Source organism: Cupriavidus sp. GW821-FHT07C08, assembly GCF_059419025.1.
In genome coordinates this window covers 1-1,318 of sequence record NZ_JBWKQZ010000080.1, presented here as the reverse complement: position 1 = coordinate 1,318, position 1,318 = coordinate 1, and the positions used below count along the sequence as shown (strand labels likewise).

Sequence of the window (1,318 nt, the reverse complement as noted above, 5' to 3'; positions counted from 1 at the left end):
ATCTGGCTCTTTTGAAAAATGAGTGGGTTATGCGGCATGCGGGTTGATCGAGGAGAAGTCGAGCTTTCCGGCGATCAGGAAGATCACGGTGCGCATGGTTTTGAAGCTCACATAACCGCGGGCCTTGCGCTTGGCGGCTTGGAACAGGCCGTTGAGCGCCTCCAGGAAGCCATTGGTCTGGCGCGTCTGGGTCCAAGCAACGATGCCGTCGAAATGCTTGCGGATCATGCGCGCGACCTCCTTCATTGGCTCGACCTTGGATCGCATGACGTTGGTGCACCACTGCTCGAGCATTGCGGAAACAACGTTGATCTGCTTGCGCCCAAGGATGTCGCGCAACTGCTCGCGATACAGCCAGGCACGGGCGGTGCGTTTGGTCGTGACGTTGGCGATCAACGCGTCGAGATCGGCACGCTGTGCGGCTGGCAAGCCGTCCCGATCCTTGAGCAGCGTCCAGCGCAGGCCTTTGAGGCTTGGATCGGTCTTCTGTTCGATACGCCGAGTCTTGTCCACGGCTGCCGAAGCGTGCGCCACGACATGGAACTTGTCGAAGGTGATGCGCGCGTTGGGCAAATGCTCGCTGACGCCCTTGATGAACGCCGGCGACATGTCGATACTGACCACCCCGATCTGCTCAGGCGCAGCGTTGTGCTCGCGCAGATGTTCAGCGAACTTGCCAACCGTGGCAGCATCCTTGCCTTCGGTCACAAACACGACGTTACGCGCGTCGGCATCAGCGACAAGCGTCAGGTAGTTGTGACCGCGCCTGTAGGACGTTTCGTCAACGGCGGCAGCGGTCATGCCGGCCAGATCGAATTCGGCCACCGCGAGGTCGACATAGCGCTCGCAGATAGCGTACACGCGATGCCACGACTCACCCACCGTTCTGGCTACAGCAGAAAACGGCATCTGCTGCGCAAGCGCCACCACCATGGCTTCAAACAGCAACGTGAAGCCAGAGAGCTTGCCAGCCCAGTCCGGCTCGACCAACGCCACGCGGCCGTCGGGAAGCTTCACGCGTGGCGTGCGGACTTCCAGATAGCAGTCGTGCTCGAAGAAGTTCAGGTGCCGATAGCGTTTGGTCACCGTGTCGTGAACCGGGTGCCCACCGGCGATCTCCGGGTGGGAAAAGCGGCTGCCGGCGACAAAGTCAATCCGGATCGTCAACGTCTTGGTTTGCGCGTTGAAGTCGACTTCCCGGACGAACCACGGATCGCTTACGCCAAGGGCTGCTTCAAACAGTTTGCTATGCATCGCTCGTGTTGCTCTTTACCTGAAACCCGCCACGATACCACCCACTTGAAATTCAAAAGAGGCT

At 59.7% G+C, this 1,318-nt stretch carries 1 protein-coding gene; it reads right to left on the bottom strand.

Features of this window, described 5'->3' with window-relative positions; translation table 11 throughout:
• Positions 1-27 precede the first annotated feature (27 nt).
• A complete protein-coding gene (locus AC07UK_RS38750; protein WP_494688352.1) occupies positions 28-1,254 on the bottom strand; it encodes an ISL3 family transposase in 1,227 nt (408 codons plus the stop codon).
• Between the last annotated feature and the right edge of the window lie 64 nt (positions 1,255-1,318).